The 24,871-nt window shown below is 68.2% G+C and carries 18 protein-coding genes; 9 read left to right on the plus strand and 9 right to left on the minus strand.

Annotated features, from left to right (window positions below; translation table 11 throughout):
- Positions 1 to 14: 14 nt before the first annotated feature.
- Positions 15 to 1,067 (minus strand): sugar phosphate isomerase/epimerase family protein, encoded by a 1,053-nt coding sequence (locus SLW52_RS05365; RefSeq protein ID WP_320739214.1) that lies wholly within the window; start codon positions 1,065 to 1,067, stop codon positions 15 to 17.
- A gap of 95 nt (positions 1,068 to 1,162) precedes the next feature.
- Here SLW52_RS05365 and SLW52_RS05370 point away from each other — a divergent pair, with 95 nt between their 5' ends.
- Positions 1,163 to 2,170 (plus strand): LacI family DNA-binding transcriptional regulator, encoded by a 1,008-nt coding sequence (locus SLW52_RS05370; protein ID WP_267094154.1) that lies wholly within the window; start codon positions 1,163 to 1,165, stop codon positions 2,168 to 2,170.
- A gap of 430 nt (positions 2,171 to 2,600) precedes the next feature.
- The gene (locus SLW52_RS05375; protein WP_320739212.1) at positions 2,601 to 4,364 is read left to right on the plus strand and encodes a S9 family peptidase; all 1,764 of its coding nucleotides are present in this window, start codon (positions 2,601 to 2,603) and stop codon (positions 4,362 to 4,364) included.
- Positions 4,365 to 4,533: 169 nt separating this feature from the next.
- Here SLW52_RS05375 and SLW52_RS05380 read toward each other — a convergent pair whose 3' ends face one another.
- Complete coding sequence (locus tag SLW52_RS05380; RefSeq protein ID WP_320739715.1) at positions 4,534 to 6,294, minus strand: oligopeptide:H+ symporter; 1,761 nt, start codon at positions 6,292 to 6,294, stop codon at positions 4,534 to 4,536.
- 813 nt (positions 6,295 to 7,107) lie between these two features.
- Here SLW52_RS05380 and SLW52_RS05385 point away from each other — a divergent pair.
- From SLW52_RS05385 to SLW52_RS05395, 3 genes are all read left to right on the plus strand, one after another.
- Positions 7,108 to 9,048, plus strand: a complete 1,941-nt coding sequence (locus SLW52_RS05385; protein ID WP_320739210.1) for an oligopeptide transporter, OPT family — start codon at positions 7,108 to 7,110, stop codon at positions 9,046 to 9,048.
- Positions 9,049 to 9,520: 472 nt separating this feature from the next.
- Positions 9,521 to 11,590, plus strand: a complete 2,070-nt coding sequence (locus tag SLW52_RS05390) for a S9 family peptidase (RefSeq protein ID WP_320739209.1) — start codon at positions 9,521 to 9,523, stop codon at positions 11,588 to 11,590.
- Between the two features lie 316 nt (positions 11,591 to 11,906).
- The gene (locus SLW52_RS05395; protein ID WP_152245493.1) at positions 11,907 to 13,151 is read left to right on the plus strand and encodes a DUF819 family protein; all 1,245 of its coding nucleotides are present in this window, start codon (positions 11,907 to 11,909) and stop codon (positions 13,149 to 13,151) included.
- Positions 13,152 to 13,353: 202 nt separating this feature from the next.
- On the opposite strand, the gene SLW52_RS05400 is transcribed toward SLW52_RS05395, so the two are convergent.
- Together SLW52_RS05400 and SLW52_RS05405 are read right to left on the minus strand one after the other, a co-directional pair.
- Positions 13,354 to 14,562, minus strand: a complete 1,209-nt coding sequence (locus tag SLW52_RS05400) for an XVIPCD domain-containing protein (RefSeq protein WP_152181876.1) — start codon at positions 14,560 to 14,562, stop codon at positions 13,354 to 13,356.
- Between the two features lie 34 nt (positions 14,563 to 14,596).
- Positions 14,597 to 15,364 (minus strand): ankyrin repeat domain-containing protein, encoded by a 768-nt coding sequence (locus tag SLW52_RS05405; RefSeq protein WP_320739208.1) that lies wholly within the window; start codon positions 15,362 to 15,364, stop codon positions 14,597 to 14,599.
- Between the two features lie 367 nt (positions 15,365 to 15,731).
- On the opposite strand from SLW52_RS05405, the gene SLW52_RS05410 reads away from it, so the two are divergent.
- Positions 15,732 to 16,418 (plus strand): HAD-IA family hydrolase, encoded by a 687-nt coding sequence (locus SLW52_RS05410; RefSeq protein ID WP_267102588.1) that lies wholly within the window; start codon positions 15,732 to 15,734, stop codon positions 16,416 to 16,418.
- A 231-nt stretch (positions 16,419 to 16,649) separates the two neighbouring features.
- Here the strand turns inward: SLW52_RS05410 and SLW52_RS05415 are convergent, their stop codons facing one another.
- Both SLW52_RS05415 and SLW52_RS05420 read right to left on the minus strand, forming a co-directional pair.
- Positions 16,650 to 16,874: a CstA-like transporter-associated (seleno)protein gene (locus SLW52_RS05415; RefSeq protein ID WP_017909376.1), complete on the minus strand. Its 225-nt coding sequence runs from the start codon at positions 16,872 to 16,874 to the stop codon at positions 16,650 to 16,652.
- The gene (locus SLW52_RS05420) at positions 16,874 to 18,955 is read right to left on the minus strand and encodes a carbon starvation CstA family protein (RefSeq protein WP_320739206.1); all 2,082 of its coding nucleotides are present in this window, start codon (positions 18,953 to 18,955) and stop codon (positions 16,874 to 16,876) included. The genes SLW52_RS05415 and SLW52_RS05420 overlap by 1 nt, the downstream gene beginning before the upstream one ends.
- A gap of 807 nt (positions 18,956 to 19,762) precedes the next feature.
- Here SLW52_RS05420 and SLW52_RS05425 point away from each other — a divergent pair.
- Complete coding sequence (locus tag SLW52_RS05425; RefSeq protein WP_043095685.1) at positions 19,763 to 20,623, plus strand: pirin family protein; 861 nt, start codon at positions 19,763 to 19,765, stop codon at positions 20,621 to 20,623.
- Positions 20,624 to 20,764: 141 nt separating this feature from the next.
- Here the strand turns inward: SLW52_RS05425 and SLW52_RS05430 are convergent, their stop codons facing one another.
- From SLW52_RS05430 to nfi, 3 genes are all read right to left on the minus strand, one after another.
- Positions 20,765 to 21,232 (minus strand): hypothetical protein, encoded by a 468-nt coding sequence (locus SLW52_RS05430; RefSeq protein ID WP_010342081.1) that lies wholly within the window; start codon positions 21,230 to 21,232, stop codon positions 20,765 to 20,767.
- A 347-nt stretch (positions 21,233 to 21,579) separates the two neighbouring features.
- Positions 21,580 to 22,449, minus strand: a complete 870-nt coding sequence (locus SLW52_RS05435) for a pirin family protein (protein ID WP_017909379.1) — start codon at positions 22,447 to 22,449, stop codon at positions 21,580 to 21,582.
- A 332-nt stretch (positions 22,450 to 22,781) separates the two neighbouring features.
- Entirely contained in the window at positions 22,782 to 23,489 is a 708-nt protein-coding gene (nfi, locus tag SLW52_RS05440) for a deoxyribonuclease V (protein ID WP_017909380.1), read from the minus strand.
- 245 nt (positions 23,490 to 23,734) lie between these two features.
- Between nfi and gpmA the strand changes: the two genes are divergently transcribed.
- Together gpmA and SLW52_RS05450 are read left to right on the plus strand one after the other, a co-directional pair.
- Complete coding sequence (gene gpmA, locus SLW52_RS05445) at positions 23,735 to 24,484, plus strand: 2,3-diphosphoglycerate-dependent phosphoglycerate mutase (protein ID WP_010342084.1); 750 nt, start codon at positions 23,735 to 23,737, stop codon at positions 24,482 to 24,484.
- A gap of 36 nt (positions 24,485 to 24,520) precedes the next feature.
- Positions 24,521 to 24,769, plus strand: coding sequence for an SHOCT domain-containing protein (locus SLW52_RS05450; RefSeq protein ID WP_017909382.1), 249 nt, complete (start codon positions 24,521 to 24,523; stop codon positions 24,767 to 24,769).
- The last annotated feature ends 102 nt before the right edge of the window (positions 24,770 to 24,871 follow it).

Below are 24,871 nucleotides of genomic sequence, written 5' to 3' on the forward strand. Positions count from 1 at the left end.
AGGGCGGTAATGACTCAGGTTCCCAGCATGCGGCGCAGCGATGCCGGATCGGCGCCGCTATCGGCGAAATCGTCGAAAGCGCGTTCGGTCACGCGGATGATGTGGTCGCGAATGAACGCGGCCCCCTCCCGCGCCCCCTCTTCCGGATGCTTCAGGCAGCACTCCCACTCCAGCACCGCCCAGCCCGGGAAATCGTATTGCGCGAACTTGGAGAAGATGGCCTTGAAGTCGACCTGGCCGTCCCCGAGCGAGCGGAACCGCCCCGGACGATCGATCCAGTCCTGGTAGCCGCCATAGACGCCGCTGCGCGCGCTGGCGCGATACTCCGCGTCCTTGACGTGGAAGATGCCGATGCGCGCGTGGTAGCGATCGATGAAACCCAGGTAGTCCATCTGCTGCAGCAGCAGGTGGCTGGGGTCGTACAGGATCTTGGCGCGGGGGTGCTGGTCGACCACGTCGAGGAAGCGCTCGAAGGTGGCGCCGTCGTGCAGGTCCTCGCCCGGGTGGATCTCGAAGCACAGGTCCACGCCGCAGGCGTCGAAGGCATCCAGGATCGGACGCCAGCGCCGGCCGAGCTCGGCGAAGGCTTCTTCCACCAGTCCGGGCGGGCGTTGCGGCCAGGGATAGAAGTAGGGCCAGGCCAGCGCGCCGGAAAACGTGGCATGCGCCGTCAGTCCCAGGCGCTGGCTGGCCTTGGCGGCCAACTGCAGCTGCTCCACCGCCCAGGCCTGGCGGGCGGCGGGGTTGCCGCGCTTGTCCGGCGGTGCGAAGCCGTCGAACAGGCCGTCGTAGGCGGGGTGGACGGCGACCAGCTGTCCCTGCAGGTGGGTGGACAGCTCGGTGATCTGCAGGCCATGCCCGGCCAGCATGCCGGCGAGGTCGTCGCAGTACGCCTGGCTGTGCGCGGCCTGGGCCAGATCGAACAGGTGGGGCGCGCTGGTCGGTATTTGTAGGCCAGAATAGTCCAGGCCCGCGGCCCATTCGGCCAGCGTGTCCAAGCGATTGAAGGGAGGTGTGTCGGCGATGAACTGTGCCAGGAACAGCGCTGGACCCTTGAGCGTCTTCAACGTGATTCGCCCTCATGCAATCGATTGAATCATCCTAGCATGGGCCTCCCGCAAGACCCGTTGTGCACTGCACAGCAGACACAAGAGCTCAGTTCATGGCGACAACCATCTACGACATCGCAAAGCACGTCGGCGTCACCGCGGGCACGGTGTCGCGGGCGCTTTCCCGTCCGGAAAAAGTCCTGCCCGCCACGCGCGCGCGCATCGAGCAGGCCGCCGCCGCGCTGGGCTATGTCCCCAACGCGGTGGCCAGGACGCTCAAGACCCAGCGCAGCGGCAAGCTCCTGGTCACCGTCCCGGACATCGCCAATCCCTTCTTCGCCCAGATCCTGCAGGGCGCGGAAGACGCCGCGCAGGCGGTCGGCTACGCCGTGCTGCTGGGCGATACCCAGCACCAACCCGACCGCGAGGAGCGCTACGCGCAGATGCTCCCACGCAACGAGGCGGACGGCCTGATCGTGCTGGGGCACCGCTTGCCGCCGACGGCGCGTGAGATCGTCAAGCAGCAGGGCGACGCCGCGCCGGTGGTCAACGGCTGCGAGTTCGACCCGGCGCTGGGGATTCCCAGCGTCCACATCGACAACGCGGCCGCCGCGCGCGCCGTGATGGAACACCTGTATGGACTGGGGCACGTGCGGATCGCCGTGGTGGGCGGTCCGCCCGACAATCCCCTGCATCAGCAGCGACTGGAAGGAGTTCGCGCCTGCGCCAAGGCGCGCGGCCGCCTGCGCAACCTGACCGTCGTGCCGGGCGACTTCTCCGTGGAATCCGGCCATGCGGCGGCGATGGCGCTGTTGGGTCGTACACCCGCGCCGACCGCGATCTTCTGCTTCAGCGATCAAATGGCACTGGGTGCCCTGGCGGCCTGCCGGGACCTGGGAATCCGCGTGCCGGACGACCTGTCCATCGTCGGCTTCGATGATCTGGCCTCGTCCAGCTACCTCACGCCGCCATTGACGACCATCAGGCAGCCGATGCGGGAGATCGGTGTCCGCGCGGTCAACCTGCTGCTTGCCATCATCGAACGGGTGGACGTGCCGCTGCAGCAGACGCTGGACTTCAGCTTGATGGTGCGCGGGTCGACCGGCGCGCCGAGACAGTAGGTGACGCCAGGGCGGCGGCGATGTGCCTGATCGGTGCGCGCCGCCGTTTCCGCGGCAGATGACGGGCGTGCGGCCTCCGGGCAGCGCGCTTTTTCAGTTTCCAGCCCCGACGTCGCCGGAGGTTGGCGCCCAGCTTCCGGTGCGCCATCGGACAAACGCCTGGATTAGACTTCACATGTACGTCACGCCAACAGGAACAGGGGAACAGGGAATGAAGAGGGGACTGCACGCAGTCGCGTTGTTGTGTCTGCTGGGAGCGGGGAATGCATGGGCGCAGGTGGATCTGGCGCCGTATCTGGTCAAGGAGCAGGTCGAAACGCTGAAGTTGTCGCCGACCGGCGAGTACTACGCGGCGACGGTGCCGCTGGAGGATCGGACCGCGCTGGCGATCATGCGCCGTTCCGACAACAAGATCGTCGGCAGCTTCTCGATGGAGAAGAACACCCACGTCTCCGATTTCGTGTGGGTCAACGACACGCGCGTGCTGTTCAACATGGTCCAGAAGATCGGGCAGCGGGATCAGCCGTGGGGGACCGGAGAACTGTTCGCGATCAACGCCGACGGCGGGGCGGCGGAGCTGTTGGTGGGCCAGCGCGTCACCGGCAACGGGCCGGGGACGCTGATCCAGACCAAGAAGGTGGAAGATGTCATTGCCGACATGGTTGGGCCGCTGCCCGGCGATGATCGTAATGTCATCATTCGTGTACGCCCCTTCAGTGTAAGCAAGGACCCTTACAGCCGTACTGAGGTCATGGATGTGTACAGCGGTCGCAGGCGCGCATTGGTCGGTTCGCCGAGCGTCCGTAGGGCGAAATTTTTTTCCGATGGCCAAGGCAAAGTGCGTTTTGCCTGGGGCGCCGACGCGGACAACGCCAGTAAACTGTTCTACCGCGATGCGCAGGGCAGCGACTGGAAGCTGATCAATGACGAAAGCGTCAGTCATCACGTAGAGACGCCGATCGGCTTTTCCGAGGATGGGCGTGTCGCCTTCCTTCAAGTCGAGCAGGCCAAAGGTAGCGACGCGATCGAGTCCTGGAATGTGGACACTGGCGAGCGAAAGACAGTGGCGCGCGATGTCCTAGCCGATCCTTTCGCGATCATGTATCGCCACGGCACCCGTGTCCCGGTGGGGATCGAGGTATTGGGCGACAAACCGCGTAGTCTGTTCTTCGACTCGAATTCCCCGGAAGCCAAGACCCAGCGCTCGCTGGAAGCGGCCTTCCCCGGGCAGGCGGTCTATGTCACTTCCAGCACGCGCGACGGCCGGCTCAACCTGGTCAACGTGCAGTCCGGTCGCAATCCGGGCGAGTTCTACCTGTTCGATACCGTTGCCAAGAAGGCCGACTTCGTGTTCGCGCGCCGTGCTGCTCTGCAGTCGCCCAAGTTGGCCGAGGTGCGACCGATCGCGCTGCAGGCGCGAGACAGTCTGCCGTTGCATGGGTTTGTGACGCTGCCGGCAGCGGCCAAGTCCGGCAAGGTGCCGATGGTGGTGATGCCGCATGGCGGCCCGTTCGGTGAGTTCGATACGGGCATGTTTGACGAGGAGGCGCAGATCCTGGCCAGCGCCGGTTACGCGGTGCTGCAGGTCAATTATCGAGGTTCCGGCAACTACGGGCGTGCGTTCCAGCAGGCCGGTGCCGGCCAGTGGGGCGGCAAGATGCAGGACGACGTTACCGATGCGACGCGCTGGGCGATCGACCAGGGGATTGCCGACCCGCAGCGCATCTGCATGTATGGCGCCAGCTATGGCGCCTATGCGTCGTTGATGGGCGTTGCCAAGGAACCGACGCTGTATCGCTGCGCGGCCGGCTATGTCGGTGTCTACGACCTGCCGATGATGTATGTCAGAGGCGATGCTCAACTACGCGATTCCAGCCAGAACTTTCTGCGTGACTGGATGGGAACGGGCAACGAATTGGCGGCGATTTCACCGGTGAATCTGGCCGACAAGATCAAGGTGCCTGTATTCCTGGCGGCCGGTGGCGAGGATCAGACTGCGCCCATCCAGCACTCCAAGAAGATGGAAGCCGCCCTGAAGAAGGCGGGCGTACCGGTGGAGACGCTGTACGTCCCGACCGAGGGCCATGGCTTCTACACCGAAGAGCATCGTCGCGAGTTCTACACCCGGCTGCTGGCGTTCCTGAGCAAGTCGCTGGGCGGTGCGCAGGCGGCGCCGGCGGCAGCGAAGCCGTAAGGGGTCCGCTTAGCGATGCATGCCTGCACGGCACGCATCGCAGGCGCACGACGTCAGTGCGGTCCGGGGCAGGTCCGGACCGCACTTGCCTTGATTGGTCGGCAACTGGGCCTGACGCCCGTTGCGGCGAAATCGCGGTCGCAATGATGCGACCTCAGTGGCAATCCGCTCAGCGCACCCCGTGCATCATCCGCCGCAGCAGCGGCGCGGCGAGGAAGGCCAGCACCGCACAGCCCACGCCGATCCACAGCAGCAGCCAGAACAGGTGCGCGTACTTGGCCGCGGCGTCGGCGATGTTGAGGGTCTGGCCATCCGGTACCTCGATCGCGGCCAGCTTGCCGAACAGCGCCGCCAGCGCCTCGGAGAACGCCGTGGCCAGGAACCAGGTGCCCATCATCAGGCTGACCACGCGCGGTACCGCGAGCTGGGTCACCGCCGACAGGCCGACCGGCGACAGGCACATTTCGCCGGCCTCCAGCACGAAGTAGGCCAGCACCAGCCACCACACGCTCGCCATCTGGCCGGTCGCGCCGACCTGTTGCGCGGCCAGCGCCAGCGGCACGAAGGACAGGCCGGCCAACAATAGTCCCATCGCCGACTTGGCCGGCTTGGACGGCTCGCGTCCGCGCCGCGCCAACCACGCCCACAGAGCGGCGAACAGCGGCGCCAGCAACACCAGGAACAGCGCGCCCAGATAGGTCAGGGAGCCGGCGGTCTGCGGCAGCACCAGGCAGTCGCGGATCAGGAACAGCAGCATCAACGCGCTGACCGCGACGAACAGCCGCCGCGGCGCCGACGAGCCGGGGCGGCGGTCGGACAGCGAGGCCGCCAGCACGAAGCCCAGCGGCGCCAGCAGCAACGAGGCGATCGACCAGGGCAGGGGCGTGCCGCCGCGGATCACCAGCGACGGCACGATGTTCTTGGTCATCAGCCGGTCGGTGAAGGTGACCCACGAGCCGTAGGTCTGCTCGTACAGGGTGAAGTACACCAGCGCCATCGCGATCAGCACCATCAGCGCGATCATCTGCTGGCGCTGCACCGGGGTGCACTGGGTGCCGGTGAACCAGGCGAACCACAGCAGCACCGCGCCGAGCACCAGCAGCATCAGCAGCAGGGCCAGGGAAATTTCCCCGCCCAGGCTGAAGGCGCCGTTGGCCGCGGCCCACATCAGCGCGGCCACCGGCAGCACGCCCAGCACGGCGCACAGGTAGATCGCCCATTCGCGCGGCACGCCCAGCATGCGCTCGCGCAGCAGCGCCGGCTGCGCCGGTTCGGCGTGGCCGTGCAGGTATTTCTGGCCCCACAGGAACATGCCCAGGCCGAGCAGCATGCCGATGCCGGCCGCGCCGAAGCCGTAGCGCCAGCCGTAGGCCTCGCCGAGGAAGCCGCAGACCAGCGAGGCGAACAGCGCGCCGAGGTTGATGCCGGCGTAGAACAGCGAGAAGCCGGCATCGCGGCGCGGATCGTCGGCCGGGTACAGCTTGCCGACGATGGTGGAGATGTTGGGCTTGAGGAAGCCCACGCCCATGATGATCAGTGCCAGCGACAGGTAGGTCACGCCCAGGGATGCGGTGTCGCGGACCACCTCGCCGTTGACCCGGGTGGCGGCGTGACCCTCGAACGCCATGCCGATGTGGCCGAGCACCAGCAGCAGGCCGCCGAACACCACCGCCTTGCGCATGCCGAGCCAGCGGTCGGCGAGCAGTCCGCCAAGCACCGGCACGCAGTACACCAGGCCGCCGTAGGCGCCGAGCAGGTCGAGTCCCGCGTCGTCGCCGAACAGGTGGTACTTGGTGAGGTACAGCAACAGCAGCGCCTTCATGCCGTAGAAGGAGAAGCGCTCCCACATCTCGGTGAAGAAACAGACGTAGACGCCCTTGGGATGGCCGAGGAAATCGTCGCGCGCGTCGCGCAGCGGCAGGGAGGACACGGACACGGCGACTCTCGGCGCAGGAAGGCAGCGGCGGAGTATAGGCGCGCGGACGCCCGCGCGAATGGCGGCGCGGCATGGATGGTTCGGCGGCGGGCGTACCCTCACCCCAACCCCTCTCCCGGTGGGAGAGGGGCTAGCGTGGTTCCTTCTCCCCTCGGGAGAAGGTGCCCCGCAGGGGCGGATGAGGGTCGGGCTGCACCTGCATGGCTGGGGCGCGCTGCGTGCGCCGTACCCTCACCCCAACCCCTCTCCCGGTGGGAGAGGGGCTAACGCCGTTCCTTCTCCCCTCGGGAGAAGGTGCCCCGCAGGGGCGGATGAGGGTTGGGCAGCGCCTGCATGGCTGGGATGTGCTGCGTGCCGCCGTACCCTCACCCCAACCCCTCTCCCGGTGGGAGAGGGGCTAACGCCGTTCCTTCTCCCCTCGGGAGAAGGTGCCCCGAAGGGGCGGATGAGGGTCGGGCTGCGCCTGCATGGCTGGGGTGCGCTGCGTGCGCCGTACCCTCACCCCAACCCCTCTCCCGGTGGGAGAGGGGCTAAAGCCGTTCCTTCTCCCCTCGGGAGAAGGTGCCCCGAAGGGGCGGATGAGGGTCGGGCTGCGCCTGGGTGGTTGGGGTGTGCTGCGCGCCCCCGCACCCTCACCCCAACCCCTCTCCCGACGGGAGAGGGGCTATTAGCTGCCTCAGCCTCTGCAAATCCCAAATCCCCAATCCCCGCCCCCAGGCATGTGCCACAAGCTGGGCATCGCGATGCTGGACTTGCCCGGCCCCAGACGCTAGCGTGCAAAGCGTTTTTGTCGTTTCAGGGGTAACCATGAACAACGCTGCCGCGCCGCGCCAGCTCACGTTCCGTGCCGTGGTGCTGGCGATCGTGCTGGCCGTGGTGCTGTCCGCCGCCAATGCCTACCTCGGTCTGTTCGCCGGCCTGACCATCGCCACCGCGATTCCGGCGGCGGTGGTGTCGATGGGGGTGCTGCGCCTGCTCGGCGGCGGTTCCATCCTCGAGAACAACATCGTGCAGACCGGCGCCTCGGCCGGTTCCTCGATCGCGGCCGGGGTGATCTTCACCATCCCGGCGCTGGTGATCATGGGCTACTGGCCGGACTTCAAGTACTGGTGGGTGCTCGGCATCGCCGGCATGGGCGGCCTGCTCGGGGTACTGTTCTCGGTGCCGCTGCGGCGCTCGATGATCGTCGAGGATCCGCTGCCGTTCCCGGAGGGCAAGGCCGCCGCGGAAGTGCTCAAGGCCGGTGAGAATCCCGGGCCGGGGCTTAAGATCCTGGGTCTGTCGGCGGCGATCGGCGGGCTGGTCAAGCTCGGCGCGGCCAGCGGCCTGAAGGTGATTCCGGATACCTGGGCGCAGGCTGCGTACGTCGGCAGCAGCAAGATGGTCGGCTACATCGGAACCGGTCTGTCGCCGGCGCTGTTGGGCGTGGGCTACATCGTCGGGCTCAACGTCGGCATCGTGGTGCTGTCCGGCTCTATCCTGTCCTGGCATATCGCCATCCCGCTCTACCAGCAGTTCTTCATGGGCTCCGACCCGGCGCTGGCGCAGAGCCTGGCCAATGCGCCGGCGGCCGAGGCTGCGTTTGGGATCTGGGGCGAAAAAGTCCGCTACCTCGGTGTGGGGGCGATGCTGATCGGCGGCGTGTGGACGCTGTTCTCGCTACGCAAGTCGCTGCTGTCGGGCGTCAAGAGCGGCTTCGCCGCGGCGCGCAAGAGCACCGGCGGCGCCGCGGTGGCCGAGACCGACCGCGACCTGCCGATGAAGTGGATGCTGGTCGCGCTGCTGCTATGCACGCTGCCGCTGCTGGGCCTGTACCAGGCCATCGTCGGCCAGTGGCACGTCAGCGTGCCGATGACCCTCATCATGATCGTCGCCGGTTTCCTATTCGTCTCGGTGTCCGGCTACCTGGCCGGCCTGATCGGCTCGTCGAACAACCCGGTCTCCGGCATCACCATCTCCACCATCCTGTTCGCCTCGGCGGTGCTGGTGCTGTTGCTCGGGCGCGATTCGCCGATCGGCGCGGTCGCCGCGATCATGATCGGCGCAGTGGTGTGCTGCGCCGCGGCGGTCGGCGGCGACAACCTGCAGGATCTGAAGACCGGCTACCTGGTCGGCGCCACGCCATGGAAGCAGCAGTTGATGCTGGCCATCGGCGCATTCTCCTGTGCGCTGATCATGGCGCCGGTGCTGAACTTGCTCGCAGAGGCGTACGGGATCGGCAGCAAGACGCTTCCAGCCCCCCAGGCGATGTTGATGGCCTCGGTAGCCAAGGGTCTGTTCGGTGGGACACTGCCGTGGACGATGATTGCGATCGGCGCCGGTGTCGGTGCGGCGATCATCGCGTTTGACGAATGGTTGAAGAAGACGGGCAAGCGCTTTCGCGTGCCGGTGCTCGCCGCGGCGATCGGCATCTACCTGCCGCTGGAGCTGATGGTGCCGATTTTCCTTGGTGGCCTGATCGCCCACTTGGTCGAGCGTTTCCACAAGATTCGCGACGATGACGAGGAAGGGCGAGATCGCGTGCATCGTCCAGGCGTGTTGTTTTCAGCGGGTCTCATCACCGGCGAGGCGTTGATGGGCATCGGCATTGCGCTTCCGATCGTCATCACCAACAACAAGGACGTGCTGGCGCTTCCCGAGGCCTATCACCTCAACCAGTGGTACGGCCTGGCGCTGCTGGCCTTCGTCGGCTGGCTGCTGTACCGCACCGGCCGCAAGGGCGAAGCCGCGGCTGCGCCGCGCACGTAACCGGCGCAATCGCCTCCTGCAACGCAACATCCGAAGCCCGGCCCCGCGCCGGGCTTCGTTTTTTTCCGGCCGGGCCTGCGCGCCGCATGTGCCGATCCCACCAGCTTCTCGCTGGCTGCTCCGCGCCGCGTGTGTTGCAAAGACCGAATCTTGGCCCGGCCGCGTGCGCCTCCCGCGGTCCGCCTCACCACCAAGGCCAGCTTCGGCACCGGCCTGCTGCACTTCGCCGTATCAGTGCCTCGCGGCCACTCCCGATCCATCACGCTCATCCGGCCGCGGTATGGCCACGGTCCGCTTGCTATCCGAAACCGGGTCAGTGCGGGTCTTCGTAATCACAGCCGAGCCAGCGCACCGCGCTTCCCAATCCCCAATCCCGATTCCCCATTCCCAGCTCTTCCATGACTTCAGTCCTTTGCGCCACGCCCACCGCGGCCCCTACCATCGACGTTTTGCCGTGTTCCGGAGACGCCCGATGACCCTGCGCTACGCCTTGCTGCCCCTGGCCCTGCTGACCGCGCTGCCCGCGCTGGCCGCCACCCGCGGTTTCGAAGTTCGCGACATGGTCGCGCTGGACCGGGTGTCCTCGCCGCTGCTGACGCCCGATGGCGGCACGGTGATCTTCGCCAAGCGGCAGATGGACAAGGCGCTGGAGAAGTCCAGCACCAGCCTGTGGCTGCGCGACCTGCGCACCCGCGATGCGGCGCCGCCGAAGCGGCTGACCCCGGAAGGCTGGAACGTCAACTCGCCGGAACTGTCGGCCGACGGCAAGACCGTGTACTTCCTCAGCGCCAAGTCCGGCCGCCAGCAGCTGTACGCGCTGCCGCTGGCCGGCGGCGCGCCGCGCCAGCTCACCGATTTCGCGCTGGACGTGGACAGCTACCGCATCGCCCCGCAGGGCGACCGCGTGGCCTTCAGCGCCGGCGTGTTCCAGGACTGCGGTTCGGACCTGGCCTGCACGCAGAAGCGCCTGGACGCCAAGAAGCAGGCCAAGGCCACCGGCGTGGTGTTCGACCAGTTGTTCGTGCGCCACTGGGATACGTGGAACGATGGCCGCCGCAACAGCCTGTTCGTCGCGCCGCTGCCGGCCGGCGCCAAGGCCAAGCCGGTCGCCGGCGCCTCGGCGGTCAGCGTGACCCTGGCCGGCGACATCCCCTCCAAGCCGTTCGGCGGCAGCGAGGACTACACCTGGGCGCCGGACGGGCAGTCGCTGGTCGCCAGCGTGCGCGTGGCCGGCCGCGAAGAACCGTGGTCGACCAACTTCGACCTGTACCGGCTGGACGCCGCCGGCAAGGCCGCGCCGGTCAACCTGACCGCGTCCAACCCGGCCTGGGACGCCGGCCCGGTGTTCTCCGCCGACGGCAAGACCCTGTTCTACCGTGCGATGAAGCGCCCCGGCTTCGAGGCCGACCGCTTCGGCCTGATGGCCATGGACGTGGCCAGCGGCAAGACCCGCGAGATCGCCCCGCAGTGGGATCGCTCGGCTGGCGAGCTCGTGCTCTCGGCCGACGGCAAGACCATCTATACCACCGCCGACGACATGGGCCAGCACCCGCTGTTCGCGGTCGACGTGGCCGATGGCAAGGTCCGCACCGTGGCCGCCGACGGCAGCGTCGGCTCACCGGTCCTGGCCGGCACCACCCTGGCCTTCACCCGCAACAGCCTCAAGAGCGGCGACCAGATCGTGGTCGCCGACGCCGATGGCCAGCAGCCGCGCGCCATCACCCCCAGCGCCGGCGAACTGCTGCCGGACGTGAAGTTCGGCGACTACGAGCAGTTCTCGTTCAAGGGCTGGAACAACGACACCGTGCACGGCTATGTGGTCAAGCCGTACAACTACCAGGAAGGCAAGACCTATCCGGTGGCGTTCCTGATCCACGGCGGCCCGCAGGGCAGCTTCGGCAACGGCTGGAGCTATCGCTGGAACCCGCAGACCTATGCGGGGCAGGGCTACGCGGTGGTGATGATCGACTTCCACGGTTCCACCGGCTACGGCCAGGCCTTCACCGATGCGATCAGCCAGCACTGGGGCGACCGCCCGCTGGAAGACCTGCAGAAGGGCTGGGACGCGGCGCAGAAGCAGTACGGCTTCCTCAATGGCGACAAGGCCTGTGCGCTCGGCGCCAGCTACGGCGGCTACATGGTCTACTGGATGGCCGGCAACTGGAACAAGCCGTGGAAGTGCCTGGTCGACCACGACGGCGTGTTCGACAACCGCATGATGGGCTACGCCACCGAGGAGCTGTGGTTCAGCGAGTGGGAGAACGGCGGCACGCCGTGGCAGAACCCGGCCGGCTACGAAAAGTTCAACCCGATCCTGCACGTGGACAAGTGGAAGGTGCCGATGCTGGTGATCCATGGCCAGCAGGATTTCCGCATCCCGATGGAGCAGGGCCTGGCCGCGTTCGGCGCGCTGCAGCGCAAGGGCATCGAGTCCAAGTTCCTGTACTTCCCGGACGAGAACCATTGGGTGCTGAAGCCGCAGAACAGCATCCTCTGGCACGACACGGTCAACGGCTGGCTGAAGCAGCATATCGGGCAGTGAGGGGACCTGGGGCCTGGGTTTCCCGGGCCCCTTCTGGAATACGGCACAGGTCCCGGGATTCGGGATTCGGAATTTTTTTCCACGATTTCAGTAATCCGATGGCCCTTGTGGGAGGGGCTTCAGCCCCGACGCCTTACCGCTAAAGCGTCGGGGCTGAAGCCCCTCCCACAAAAACAACAGGCGCTTGCAGCGCATCGCTCCTGCGAATTCACCCGCGGCCTGTTGCTCTCTTTCGATCGTTGTTGACACCTCCAAACCTCCAACCGCGGCGCACGAATCCCGAATCCCCACTCCCGAATCCCCGCCCTAAAGCCCGATGCCCTCGACGCCCCTGATCACCAACGACATCGTCATCTTCGGCCTGATCGCCGCCACCCTGGGCGCGGTGTTCTGGACCGCGGCGCGACCGTCGGGAGTCTGGAAGCGCTTCTACGGCATCGTGCCGGCGCTGCTGTTGTGCTACCTGATTCCCGGTATCTACAACACCGTCGGGCTGATCGACGGCCAGCACAATTCGCTCTACAACCCGGTCGCGCGCGACGTGCTGCTGCCGGCGGCGCTGGTGCTGCTCACTCTCACCATCGATCTCAAGGGCATCCTGCGGCTGGGGCCGAAGCTGGTGGCGATGTACCTGGGGGCGTCCTTCAGCATCATGCTCGGCGCGGTGGTCGCGTTCCAGGTGATGAAGTGGCTGCATCCGGTGACCGTGGCCGGCGACACCTGGGCCGGCATGGCCGCGTTGGCCGGCAGTTGGATCGGCGGCGGCGCCAACATGCTGGCGATGCGCGAGGTGTTCCAGGTCGACGCCACCACCTTCGGCCAGTTCGCGGTGGTCGACGTCGGCGTCGGCTACGTGTGGATGGCGCTGCTGATCTTCTTTGCGCAACGTGCGCCGGCGATCGATGCGCGCACGGGCGCCGACACCCGCGGCATCGACGACCTCAAGCAGCGCATCGCCCACTTCCAGGCCCAGCACGAGCGCGTGGCCAGCCTCACCGACCTGATGCTGATCGTCGGCGTGGCCTTCGGCGCGGTCGGCCTGGCGCATGCGATCGCCACCCCGACCGCGGCGTGGTTCGACGCGAACGTGAGTTGGGCCAAGCAGTTCAGCCTCGGCTCGCCGTTCGTGTGGGTGGTGGTGCTGGCGACCACCTTCGGCCTGCTGCTCAGCTTCACCCGCGCGCGCACGCTCGAGGGCGCCGGCGCCTCGCGCATCGGCACGCTGCTGCTGTATTTCCTGATCGCCTGCATCGGCATGCAGATGGATCTGCTGGCGCTGTTCGACCGGCCCTGGATCTTCGCGCTCGGCCTGATCTGGCTCATCGTGCACGTCCTGCTGCTGCTGGCGCTGGGCAAGCTGCTGCGGGTGCCGTTCTTCTACTTCGCGATCGGCTCGCAGAGCAACGTCGGCGGCCCGGCCTCGGCGCCGGTGGTGGCGGCCGCGTTCCACCCGGCGCTGGCCCCGGTCGGCGTGTTGCTGGGCACGATGGGCTACGCCACCGGCACGTACCTGGCCTATCTGGTCGGGATCACCCTGCGCGCGATGGCCGGCGCTGGCTGAGTCGCGGCGGCGTGACCGCCGCAGCCTGTTCGCGTGCGGCAGCGCGATGTGGGGGCCGGCGCTGGGACTGCTGCCGTACATCGCGGGCGTGGATCTAGGGCGCTGCGTCCGGCGGCGTGCCTGCGAAACTGCTGGTCTGGGTGGTGGACACGACGCCAGGCGTCGGCGTGGACGCCTGCCGTGATGCAGTCGCAGGCGGCAACTACTGCATCGCCACGCTGCGCTGCCGTTCTTCCTGCTGCTGTGGAGGCGCCTGCAGGTTCTGCTGCTGCAACTGGCCGACGTTGGCCTGCGACGGCTCGTGGGCCGCGGCCGCGGTCTGGACCTGGCTGCGCAGGTGCGCCGGGTTCTCCGGTTGCCCCTGGACCGCGAACAGACGGTCGCCATCGCGGCTGGGCAGCACCTGGTCGATGCGCTGCAGGCCGTCCTGGCCGGCGCGCGCGGCGACGCTGGCGGCGGTGTTGAGGAAGGCTGCGTCGTCGTGCAGGCCGAGCCGGTCGCGCTGGCCGTCCAACTGCACCACCGCGTCGTTGAACAGGCGGCTGCCGGTCGACAGCGAACCGGATTGCCCCTGGCTCTGGACCTGACCCTGGCTCTGGTTCTGCGCCAGGTCCTCGGCCTTCATCACCGAGTCGATGCCGTGCAGGTCCAGGCGATGCTTGAGCATCATCCCGGGGATCAGGCGCTGGCCGAACGACAGCGGGTCCGGTTCCGGCAGCTGGATCTGGTGGCCGGCGGCGTCGGGCATCAGGCCGCGGGTCAGCAGGTTGTCTTCCTGCAGGTAGGTCAGCAGTTCGTTCTTGACGTGATAGCCGCGGATCAGCCCGTCGGCGGCATAGGCCTTGGCCGCGTCGGCATCCAGCCCTTCGCGCTCGAGCGTCTTGTTGTTGACCCCGGCGGCGTTGAAGGTCACCGCCGGCACGTCGTTGACCATCGACGAGGCCGCGGCCAGGCCGCCGCCCAGCGAGTGCCCGGAGATCAGCAGGTTGTCGCCGAAGGCCTGCTTGGCCTGGCTGCCGAGCTGGATCGCCGAGGCGTACTGTGAGTCGGAAAAGCCCAGGCCCTGGCCGAGGTTGTGTTTCCAGTCCTTCAGTTCGTCGGTGCCGCAGAAGCCCAGCACCACGTTGCCCTGCGGGTTGCGGTAGAACGCGGCATCGAAGCCGCTCTTGGCGTCGTGCTGCAGGCTGGGATCGATGCCGGCGCGCTGCAGCGCGGCGTCGTCCATGCGCGACCAGCCGTCGGGCAGCGCGGCGAAGGTCTCGGCGCCGCCGGCGCGGCGTTCGGCCGCGGTGTGGTAGAGGTCCTGAAGCAGCGGCGGCAGTTGCCGGTCCACGGCCTGCGGCTGCTGGCCGCGGACGGCGTCGGAGAAGGAGGTGGACGGATCGGACGGGGAAAGCTCGTTCTGGTTCATGCGCGGCTCCGTGCGAATGTGGCGACCGACCGCGTCAGCGGCTCGCTTCCAACGGGATGGCGTGGGCGCTCAGCCAGGCGCGCACGTCGTTGCGGACCTGCTGCGCGTTGGCGTTGAGCAGGCGCTCGGGCGTGTTGAAGAAGTACGCCTGGAAGGTCTTGCCCTGGGCGTTGCGCAGGCTCGGATCGACCCCGGCCTGCAGCAGCTTGGGCACCCACGGGTTGCCGGCGCTGCTCTGCGCGGCCAGGTGCAGCAACGAGTTGCCTGTGGCGTCGACCCGCTTCGGGTCGGCGCCGGCCTTGAGCAGAAGTTCGATCTGCGCGTCGCGCTTGCTCTGCACGGCGCGGAACAGCGGCGTCCAGTTCGCACGCGCGCTCACCGGGTCGACCGGGGCGCCGTGCTGCAGCAGGATCTCCAGGTATTGCGGATCCTTGGCCATGGCGGCCATGTGCACCACGGTTTCCTGATCCATGCCGGGCAGCGACGGGTCGGCACCGGCGTCGAGCAGCGCCGCCAGCGCGCGCGGCTGTTCGTTCCAGATGGCCCATTCGAGCAGGGTGAGGTTCTGGTCGCCGTGCGCGGACAGGTCCGTGCTCGGCGCCAGGGCGGCGATGCGGGCGACGTCGCCGCGCGCGATGGCAGCGGCGATGTCGGCGAGTGCGGGGTCGCGGAAGGCGACCGAATGATCCTGCAGCGAGGCTGACATGGCGGAATGCTCCTTGGCGCCGGACTGTGCGGCGCAACTGACCGAGAAGAACAGCGAGGTCGCGAGTGCGATCAGGGCGGGGACGGGCGTACGCATGCAAGGCTCCTTTCCTGTTCGCGGTCCTGGGATGACGGCGCACGTCCTGGCGCCGCTGTCGATCCTAGCAGTGGTTTGCCGGGGTTTCGCGGCAGTTTTGTGACGTTGTCTGCGGATCTCGGGCGGCGTTCCATTCGGTGCCAGGTGGTTTAACCGGAAACAAACGCTTGCCATTCGGAATGTCGCCACGGCAGCGTTGCCCTCGCGAACGGGCAGGGCATGCAGGCGCCGCCAATGCGCAGACGCGCGTGCGCCTGCGCCCGTCATGCGCGTCCGTGGTCGGCCTGTGTGCCGCCGCTGTCGACGCCACACAGGCGAGGGACATGCGCACGGCGGCATAATGGCGGTTTTCCCCAAGGAGCGCGCGATGACGGCGACCCCCTTCGACCTGTTGATCAGCGATTGCGACGGCGTGCTCGTCGACAGCGAAGTGCTGGCCGACCGGGTGATGCTCGACGCGCTGGGCGCCTATGTGCCGCGGGCCGAACTGGAACGCTTTCTCGCGGGCAGCTTCGGCCTCACCGCACAGGAAATCGTGCAGCGCGTGCAACGGCAGTACGCGCTGGCGCTGCCGCCGGGCCTGTGCCAGGAGATCCGCACACGCTCGGAGGCGTTGATTGCCGCCGAGGTGCAGCCGATCGACGGCGTGCGCGAGGCCTTGCTGGCGTTGCCGCTGCCGCTGGCGGTCGCCTCCAACAGCATGCGCGAGAGCGTGGTCGCCTCGGTGGCGCGCGCCGGCCTGCATGAGCGTGTCGGCGAACGCATCTTCAGCGCCGACATGGTGGCGCGGCCCAAGCCCGCGCCGGACGTGTATCTGCTGGCGGCGCGCACGCTGGAGGTGGCGCCGGAACGCTGCCTGGTGATTGAGGACAGCGCCACCGGCGCCAGCGCCGCGCTGGCCGCGGGCATGACCGTGATCGGCTTTACTGGCGCCGCGCACATTCCCGCCGGGCACGCCGCGACCCTGCGCCAGCTCGGCGTGGCCGCAGTGATGGAACATATGCGCGAGTTGCCGCAGACCTATGAGGAACTGGTGCGCGCCGCGGCGGCTTGAAGAGCTGGGATTGGGGAATCGGGATTCGGGAATAGGAGCGGCGCCGCGAGTGCATGGCATCCGCGTGCTTCTCCGTAAGAGCGGCTTTAGCCGCGATGCCTTGTCGGTAATGCGTCACGGCTGAAGCCGTTCCTACAACAGCCAAGCGGCGATGCCCATTGCAAGCATCGCCGCACTTTCATCACGATTACAGCCACCAATCCCCAATCCCGACTCCCCAATCCCCGCCTTTCAACAACAGCGAAACCCGCTCTTGCCGCCGTACCGCGCCTCCTGGCGCTCGCGGAAGAAGGTCTTGTAGTCCATCGGCTCGCGGTCCGGATGCTTTTCCAGCATGTGCCGCACGTAGTTGTCGTAGTCGGGAATGCCGCAGCACAGCCGCGCGGTCTGCACCAGGCGCCGCCATAGCCGGCGGTGCGCCTGATACTGCCCGACCGGAACCAGGGCGCCAGCCATTACAGGTCCGCCATCTGGTGCGGCTGCAAGGCCACATACGCGGTCTCGCGGTCGCTGCGCTGCGGGTTGCGGCGCGCGGCAAGAATGGTCTTGATCGCGTAGACCAGCACCGCGAACACCACGCACAGGAACAGCACGGTCAGCCCGGTGTTGACGTAGGCGTTGGTGACGATCTGCTGCATCTGCGCCACCGACTTGGCTGGTGCGGTGATGGTGCCGCTGGCGATGGCGTCCTGGAACTTGTGCGCCTGCGCCATGAAGCCCTGCGACGGGTTGCGGTCGAAGATCTTGATCAGGCCGGCGTAGGTGGTGCAGATCAGCAGCCACACCGCCGGCACCGCGGTCACCCAGGCGTAGCGGTCGCGCTTCATCTTGAACAGCACCACCGTGCCCAGCATCAGCGCGATGCCGGCCAGCATCTGGTTGGAGATGCCGAACAGCGGCCACAGCGTCTGGATGCCGCCGAACGGATCGACCACGCCGGTATACAGCAGGTAGCCCCACAGGGCCACGCAGCCGGCGGTGCCGATGATGTTGGCGGTCCACGACTCGGTCTTCTTCAACGCCGGCACGAAGTTGCCGAGCAGGTCCTGCAGCATGAAGCGTCCGGCGCGGGTCCCGGCGTCCACCGCGGTGAGAATGAACAGCGCCTCGAACAGGATCGCGAAGTGGTACCAGAAGGCCATCATCGCGTCGCTGCTGTTGGGGATGGCCTGGTGCAGGATCTGCGCGATGCCCACCGCCAGCGTCGGCGCACCGCCGGCGCGATGCAGGATGGTGGGTTCGCCGATCGCCGCCGCGGTGGCGGTCAGTTGCTCCGGGGTGATGGCGAAGCCCCAGGTGGTGCTGATGTGGTGCGCGGCGGCGGCGACGTCGGCGCCGATCACCGCGGCCGGGCTGTTCATCGCGAAGTAAACGCCTGGGTCGATGATCGAGGCCGCCACCAGCGCCATCACCGCCACGAACGATTCCATCAGCATGCCGCCGTAGCCGATGTAGCGCATGTGCGACTCGTTGGCGAGCAGCTTGGGCGTGGTGCCCGAGGAGATCAGCGCGTGGAAGCCGGAGACCGCGCCGCAGGCGATGGTGATGAACAGGAACGGGAACAGGCCGCCCTTCCACACCGGGCCGTCGCCGCTGGCGGCGAACTGCGTGAGCGCCGGCATCTTCAGCTCCGGCATCACCACCAGGATGCCGATCGCCAGGGCGATGATGGTGCCGATCTTGAGGAAGGTGGACAGGTAGTCGCGCGGTGCCAGCAGCAGCCACACCGGCAGCACCGAGGCGACGAAGCCGTAGCCGATCAGCATCCAGGTGATCTGTGTGCCGGTGAAGGTGAAGGCCGGGCCCCAGGTGGGATCGGCGGCGACCTTGCCGCCGAACCAGATCGCCGCCAGCAGCAGGATCAGCCCCACCATCGAGATCTCGCCGATCTTGCCAGGGCGGATGTAGCGCATGTACACGCCCATCAGGATTGCGATGGGCATGGTCGCGATCACCGTGAACATGCCCCAGGGGCTTTCCGCCAGCGCCTTGACCACCACCATCGCCAGCACCGCCAGGATGATGATCATGATCAGGAAGGCGCCGAACAGGGCGATGGTGCCGGGCACCTGACCCATTTCCTCGCGTACCAGGTCGCCGAGCGAGCGGCCGTTGCGGCGGCTGGACAGGAACAGCACCATGAAGTCCTGCACCGCACCGGCGACCACCACGCCGACCACCAGCCACAGCAGGCCGGGCAGGTAGCCCATCTGCGCGGCCAGCACCGGCCCGACCAGCGGCCCGGCGCCGGCGATGGCGGCGAAGTGGTGGCCGAACAGCACGTGCTTGTTGGTCGGCACGTAGTCCAGGCCGTCGTTGTTGAGCACCGCCGGCGTGGCCCGGGTGGGGTCGAGCTGCATCACCTTGTCGGCGATGAACAGGCTGTAGAAGCGGTAGGCGATCAGGTAGATCGACACCGCGGCCACCACGATCCACAGCGCATTGATGTGCTCGCCGCGGCGCAGGGCGATGGTGCCGAGGCAGAACGCCGCCAGAATGGCGAGTGCGGCCCAGGCCAGCTTGGAAAACCCTTTCATGCAGAACGCTCCCCCGGAGATTGCCGCAAGGGTCGCCCCGATGGCCTGGGGGGTCAATGGCGGGGAGGGCCGAGGGGCTAGTACTTTGGTCGTAGACAGTCCTTGTGACGAACGGTGTGGCGGGGACGGACGGCGCAGCGCGCGAGCCCCTCTCCCCGCGGGAGAGGGGTTGGGGTGAGGGTACGAGGGCGAAGCCATCGCGAAGCCAGCCTGTGCGCGAGGCTGCGCCCGTACCCTCATCCGCCCCTGCGGGGCACCTTCTCCCGGGGGGAGAAGGGAAAGGCGCGCGCCCCTCTCCCGTCGGGAGAGGGGTTGGGGTGAGGGTACGGGGGCGCAGCCCTCGCGAAGCCAGCCTGCGCACGAGGCTGCGCCCGTACCCTCTTCCGCCCCTGCGGGATACCTTCTCCCGGTGGGAGAAGGGAAGGGCGCGAGCCCCTCTCCCTGAGGGAGAGGGGTGGGGTGAGGGTCCGGGGCGCAGCCCTCGCGAAGCCAGACTGCGCACGAGGCTGCGCCCGTACCCTCATCCGCCCCTACGGGGCACCTTCTCCCGGTGGGAGAAGGGAAAGGCATGAGCCCCTCTCCCTGCGGGAGAGGGGTTGGGGTGAGGGTACGGGGGCGCAGCCCTCGCGAAGCCACCCTGCGCACGAGGCTGCGCCCGTACCCTCATCCGCCCCTACGGGGCACCTTCTCCCGGTGGGAGAAGCGAACCAGTCGCCGCAGACGATGGAACGATGGGTTGCGCCGGTCGCGGTTGGCCGCGGTGGCGGCGGCACCCACAGTAGGGAGCTCATCAGGAGATCGTTCGCCATGACCGCTTCCACCACCGTCGCCCCCGCGCGCATCCTGCGTGCCATTCGTGGCCACGCCACCGCCGACGGCGATGGGGTCAAGCTGACCCGCGTCATCGGCGGCGGTGCGCTGCCCGAACTGGATCCGTTCCTGCTGCTCGACGAGTTCGGCACCGACCGGGCCGAGGACTACATCGGGGGCTTCCCCAGCCATCCGCACCGTGGCTTCGAGACCGTCACCTACATGCTCGACGGGCGCATGCGGCACAAGGACAACCACGGCAACGAGGGTCTGCTGACCCCGGGCAGCGTGCAATGGATGACCGCCGGCCGCGGCCTGGTGCATTCGGAGATGCCGGAGCAGGAACACGGGCGCATGCGCGGCTTCCAGCTGTGGGTGAACCTGCCGGCGCGCGACAAGATGACCGCGCCGCGCTACCAGGAATTCGCGCCCGAGCGCATCCCGGTGGCGCAGCCGGCGCCGGGGGTGACGGTCAAGGTGATCGCCGGCCAGGTCGGCGAGGTGCACGGCCCGATCGCGCAGCCGGCCACCGACCCGCTGTATCTGGACATCGCGCTGGACGCCGGCACGCGCTGGGCGTTCGAGCTGCCGTCCGGGCACAACGCCTTCGCCTACATGTTCGAGGGCGAGGCGGCACTGGGCGAGGGCGAGGCGGCGCGCGTGCTGCCGGCGCAGACGCTGGCGGTGCTAGGCGGCGGCGACCTGCTGCAGGTGCAGGCCGGCACGCAGGGCGCGCGGCTGATCCTGGTCGCCGGCCGACCGTTGCGCGAGCCGGTCGCGCGGCACGGGCCGTTCGTGATGAACACGCGCCAGGAACTGATGCAGGCCTTCGTGGATTTCCAGGAAGGGCGCTTCTGAGCGCGCGTTTCGCGCCGCATGTGGTGCGAGGGTTTGTTTCCTCGTAGCAGCGGCTTCAGCCGCGACGGCGTTATTGGGAATGCCTTTCGCGGCTGAAGCCGCTGCTAAGAGAGACCGCAGTGCATGGCGCAGTGCGCCGCCTCAGCGCTCCAGCGCCAGGCTCGACTGGCGCATGTCCAGGCCCTGCACCAGCGATTGCAGTGTCTGCAGTTCCTGGGCGTCGGCGGCATCGATCCACACCTGTGCGTACTGGTCCTTCTTCAGTTCCGCAACCGTGATGCGGCGTGTGGCCTGGTTCGGCAACTCGACACCGCCCACATCCGGCCGGTACCAATACACCGCTTCGCCGGCGATGGCACCCTTTTCCTCGCGCAGCGTGCGCTGCAGCGGAATGTTCGGGTCGCGCGCGGTGAGCATCATGCCCAGCACCTGACGTCCGTCGGCATCGCTGGCGCGGCAGACGATGAAGCCCTTGTCGCTGCGTTCGCTCCATTGCAGTTTGCTCTGCGGCGGCAGCGGTGGGCAGTTCTGTGCCTGCTGCGCGGTGGCGGCAGCGGCGGGCAACGCCGCTGCAGCGGTCAGCAGCGCCTTGCGCAAGAGTGTCTTCATTCGCGATGTTCCCCATACGCCGCGATGCGACGCGTTCGATCCATACGCACGCCTGCGGCGTCGTCTGCGGGAGCGCCCATCCTGTGCGGGATCCCGGCAGTGCATCCCCCGACGCAGTGCGTGTCCCGTGTGCGGTCACGCGTGCGCGACCGCGTCTGCACCATAGCCCAGCGTGGCCGTGCTGACAATTGGGATGTGGATTCCGGAACATCCGTACGCGTGGTACGGCATGCCGGCACCCGCCCGGCTGCGCCGATCAGGCGGTTGCGGGCGTGGATCGCGGGGGGGGGGGGGCGGTGGCGCTTCGCGTGTGCGGGGCGGTGGCCCGATGCAGGCCTGCCGCCGGCTCAGCGGCCGGGTTCGGGCAACGGAATGAATTCCTGGTCGTCGCCGGGGATCGTCCCGAAGCGGCCCTCGCGCCAGTCCTGCTTGGCCTGCTCGATGCGTTCCACCGAACTGGAGACGAAGTTCCACCAGAGGTGGCGCGGGCCATCCAGCGGTTCCCCGCCCATCAGCATGGCCTTCAGCGGGGTCTTTGCGCGCAACCGCCCGCGCGCGCCGGGCTCGGGCAGGACCAGGTGCCGCGCCGGAATGTCCACGCCGTCCAGTTGCGCCTCGCCTTCCAGGATGTACAGCGAGCGCTCGACGTGCCGCGCGTCCAGGTCGATTTCGGCGTCCGCCTCCAGGTCCAGGGCCACGTTGAGGGTGTCGGCGAACACCGTGACCGGCGATTCCTCGCCGTAGGCGCGGCCGGCGATCACCCGCAGCCACGCGCCGTCGCGGCGCTGCTGCGGCAGGCTGGCCGCGGCATGGTGGTAGAACGCCGGTGCGGTTTCTTCCGCCGATTTCGGCAGCGCCACCCAGGTCTGCATGCCGTGCAGCGGATGTGCATGCTCACGCAGCGTGGTCGGCGTGCGTTCGGAGTGGGAGATGCCGCGGCCGGCGGTCATCCAGTTGACGTCGCCGGCGCGGATCACCTGGTCGGAGCCGAGCGAATCGCGGTGGCCGATCTCGCCGGACCACAGGAAGGTGACCGTGGCCAGGCCGATGTGCGGATGCGGGCGCACGTCCACGCCGTGGCCCGGCTCGAACACCGCCGGGCCCATGTGATCGATGAAGACGAAGGGGCCGACGCTGCGCGCCTGCACGCTGGGGACGGCGCGGCGCACTTCGAAGCCGCCGATATCGTGGACGCGGGGGGCGATCAGGGTGGGCATGCCGGCGCTCGTGGTGGCAGGAACGGAGCGCAAGCTTCGCATGCGCACGCGTGGCACGGACGCCGGCGGCGCAAGACGCAATGTTCCGCGTGCCGCGGCGCTTGGTGTGCGCCTCTCTTGCGCAGGTGATGCGCGTTCGCAGGTGCGCATCGCGACACGACGCAGGCGACAGGCGACTGCGTGGATCCACGCCCCCGGGCGGGGGCGACCGATCGACGACGCCGGTGGGGACAACGCCATGTGGTTTCAATCCAACGCGTCCGTTTCGGACGCGACACGACAGTGCGGATGCGGCGAGTGCGCTTTCGCAGTCGCGCCAGCGGATGCCGAGGCTACAGCAAGCCCGGCTGGGCGATGGCCACCTCGCCGCGGCGCGAGGCCAGCCGATCGGCCAGCCGGGTCGGCTCCGGCAGACGATAGCCGCGCAGGTAGCGCTGGGTCCACTGCAGCGCGCTGTCCACCGCCACACGATGGCCGGGCGAGACGATCAGCGGATTGCAGCGCAGCTTGCTGCGCAGCGCCCAGCCCACCACCTCGCCGCGATGCACGATGGGGCTGTGGTCGCCAGCCTGCGCGCCGGGCTCCTCGAAGCGGCCGGCCAGCAAGGTCTTGGCCACGCCGATGCTGGGTAGCCCGGTGACCACACCGAAGTGCGCGGCGATGCCGAGCCGGCGCGGATGGGCGATGCCCTGGCCGTCGACGAACACCAGGTCCGGGCGCTGCCGCAGCAGACCCAGCGCAGCCAGCAAGGCCGGCAGTTCGCGGAAGCTGAGCAGGCCGGGCACGTAGGCCATCGAGGTGGGCACGCGCGCGATCTCGGCCTGGTGCGGCTGCAGGGTCTGCGCGTCGAGCAGTACCGCGGCAGCGCGGGTGACCTGGCCGTCGTCCTCGAAACCGACGTCGAAGCCGGCCAGCCAGCGCGGCGGGTCGGGCACCTCGTCCTGCAGGCTGACCTGGCGCGCCAGCGTCGCCTGCAGCGCGCGCGCCTGCACGATGCTGCCGTCCCAGTCGCCGAATACGGAGTGCGAAGAAGTGTCCATGCGCCGATGATCGCGCCGCCTTCGTGGCTGGGGTGTGGAGGGGGCGGGATTGGGGATTCGGGATTGGGGATTCGTTGAAGGCGCTTCCCGCGCGGCTCTGGCGATCAGGTGGCGCTTGGCCGCTTCACTTGCTGGAGACCAGGCACTTGCGAATCCCGAATCCCGAATCCCGAATCCCGAATCCCCGCCACCAGCTACAATCCAGGGCCGCACCACCCACGCATCCCCCAACGGAGACCGTCGCAGTGACCCGCAAACTCGTACTGTTGCGCCATGGCCAGAGCCAGTGGAACCTGGATAACCGCTTCACCGGCTGGGTCGACGTCGACCTGACCGAGCAGGGCCGCCAGGAAGCCGTGGCCGCCGGCCGGCTGATGCGCGAGGAGGGGCTGCAGTTCGACGTCGCGCATACCTCGGTGCTCAAGCGCGCCATCCACACCTTGCAGGGCGCGCTGAAGGAACTCGACCAGGACTGGCTGCCGGTGCACAAGAGCTGGCGTCTCAACGAGCGCCACTACGGCGGCCTGCAGGGCCTGGACAAGGCCGAGACCGCGGCCAAGCACGGCGAGGACCAGGTCAAGATCTGGCGCCGCTCCTACGACATCCCGCCGCCGCCGATGGACGCCGAGGATCCGGGCCATCCGCTGCACGACCGCCGCTATGCCACCCTGGACCGCAATGCGCTGCCCGCCACCGAATCGCTGGCGACCACGCTCGAGCGCGTGCTGCCGTACTGGCACGACGCCATCGCGCCGCAGCTCAAGGCCGGGCAGACCGTGCTGGTCACCGCCCATGGCAACTCGCTGCGCGCGCTGTACAAGTACTTGAACGACGTCTCGCGCGAAGAAATTCTCGAACTCAACATTCCCACCGGCATCCCGCTGCTGTTCGAACTGGACGACAGCCTGCAGGTGCAGTCCTACCGCTACCTGGGCGACCCGGAAGCGGCCAAGAAGGCCGCCGAAGCGGTGGCCAATCAGGGCAAGGCGAAGTAAGCACCAGGATCGGCACGCGGCCGGCAGGAGAACGCGATGGGTGGATTCAGTATCTGGCATTGGCTCATCCTGCTGGTCTTGCTCGCCTTGCCGCTGCTGGTCGGCATGGTGGTGTGGCTGGCGATCCGCGCCCAGCGGCGCCGGCCGGCCGCGGCGGCGCCGCCGTTGCCTCCCGTCGACTCGGTCGAGCAGCGCCTGCGCGCGCTGGAGCAGCTGAAGGCGCAGGGGCTGATCGATGCGGCGGAGTACACGCGCCGGCGCGAGCAGATCCTGGCCGCGTTGTGAGTGTGTGATGCCTCGGCAGGCGCCGCGTTCCCGCGGCCTGCCAAGCGGAAGCGCGGTGTCGACGCCGCGCCGCGTGTTGCATGCAGCGCGCGTTGCCGCAGC

Origin of the sequence: Xanthomonas sp. LF02-5 (assembly GCF_034105325.1) — a bacterium.
In the GTDB taxonomy this organism is placed as follows: Bacteria; Pseudomonadota; Gammaproteobacteria; order Xanthomonadales; family Xanthomonadaceae; genus Xanthomonas_A; species Xanthomonas_A sontii.

What these genes read in the sequence shown, in the direction of transcription:
- SLW52_RS05395 (WP_152245493.1), top strand. Translation starts at nt 11,907, where the DNA reads ATGCCCTCGACGCCCCTGATCACCAACGACATCGTCATCTTCGGCCTG.
- SLW52_RS05425 (WP_043095685.1), top strand. Translation starts at nt 19,763, where the DNA reads ATGACCGCTTCCACCACCGTCGCCCCCGCGCGCATCCTGCGTGCCATT.
- SLW52_RS05430 (WP_010342081.1), bottom strand. Translation starts at nt 21,232, where the DNA reads ATGAAGACACTCTTGCGCAAGGCGCTGCTGACCGCTGCAGCGGCGTTG.
- nfi (WP_017909380.1), bottom strand. Translation starts at nt 23,489, where the DNA reads ATGGACACTTCTTCGCACTCCGTATTCGGCGACTGGGACGGCAGCATC.
- SLW52_RS05400 (WP_152181876.1), bottom strand. Translation starts at nt 14,562, where the DNA reads ATGAACCAGAACGAGCTTTCCCCGTCCGATCCGTCCACCTCCTTCTCC.
- SLW52_RS05405 (WP_320739208.1), bottom strand. Translation starts at nt 15,364, where the DNA reads ATGCGTACGCCCGTCCCCGCCCTGATCGCACTCGCGACCTCGCTGTTC.
- SLW52_RS05370 (WP_267094154.1), top strand. Translation starts at nt 1,163, where the DNA reads ATGGCGACAACCATCTACGACATCGCAAAGCACGTCGGCGTCACCGCG.
- SLW52_RS05390 (WP_320739209.1), top strand. Translation starts at nt 9,521, where the DNA reads ATGACCCTGCGCTACGCCTTGCTGCCCCTGGCCCTGCTGACCGCGCTG.
- SLW52_RS05415 (WP_017909376.1), bottom strand. Translation starts at nt 16,874, where the DNA reads ATGGCTGGCGCCCTGGTTCCGGTCGGGCAGTATCAGGCGCACCGCCGG.
- SLW52_RS05375 (WP_320739212.1), top strand. Translation starts at nt 2,601, where the DNA reads ATGGAGAAGAACACCCACGTCTCCGATTTCGTGTGGGTCAACGACACG.
- SLW52_RS05450 (WP_017909382.1), top strand. Translation starts at nt 24,521, where the DNA reads ATGGGTGGATTCAGTATCTGGCATTGGCTCATCCTGCTGGTCTTGCTC.
- SLW52_RS05420 (WP_320739206.1), bottom strand. Translation starts at nt 18,955, where the DNA reads ATGAAAGGGTTTTCCAAGCTGGCCTGGGCCGCACTCGCCATTCTGGCG.
- SLW52_RS05435 (WP_017909379.1), bottom strand. Translation starts at nt 22,449, where the DNA reads ATGCCCACCCTGATCGCCCCCCGCGTCCACGATATCGGCGGCTTCGAA.
- SLW52_RS05410 (WP_267102588.1), top strand. Translation starts at nt 15,732, where the DNA reads ATGACGGCGACCCCCTTCGACCTGTTGATCAGCGATTGCGACGGCGTG.
- SLW52_RS05385 (WP_320739210.1), top strand. Translation starts at nt 7,108, where the DNA reads ATGAACAACGCTGCCGCGCCGCGCCAGCTCACGTTCCGTGCCGTGGTG.